At 61.2% G+C, this 374-nt stretch carries 1 protein-coding gene; it reads right to left on the bottom strand.

The genetic code is table 11. The annotated features are described in order from the left end of the window. On the bottom strand, positions 1-374 hold a 374-nt coding region (locus EII11_RS10650; protein WP_205649298.1), incomplete at both ends, for a hypothetical protein.

The following is a 374-nucleotide window of genomic DNA, read 5'->3' as shown; positions in this document are numbered from 1 at the left end:
AGGGGGTTGCCTGCTGAGTCCATGCCTTGGGTGCGGTTGGCCAGGTATTCGATGGTGCTGGATGCTAGGCGTGCGCTGGATGGTTGGCTTGGGTTGTTGCCTTGGGTGATGGCAGCGTCAAGGGCTGATAGGAGGCCGTCGAAGTTGTCGTGGCCCCAGCGGCGTTTTTCTACCCAGTACTGCACGCGTTCTTCCCCACCAGTAGTGAAGAAGGCGTGAGCGGCGGTGGGGTTGTTGCCTAGGGCGCTCATGTAGGAGGCGACCGGGTCAAAAGCTGCCTGGGCTTTCTCTGTGGGGAAGAGGTTGGCCATGCCTTTTGCGTGGGTGGTAGCCCGGGCCCAAGAATGGCCGGTGTGGGTGAAGCGTTTCTCGGT

The organism is Schaalia canis (genome assembly GCF_003858455.1).
Lineage (GTDB): Bacteria > Actinomycetota > Actinomycetes > Actinomycetales > Actinomycetaceae > Pauljensenia > Pauljensenia canis.
The sequence above is the reverse complement of the archived record's forward strand: the minus strand, read 5'-3'. Positions and strand labels throughout refer to the sequence as shown.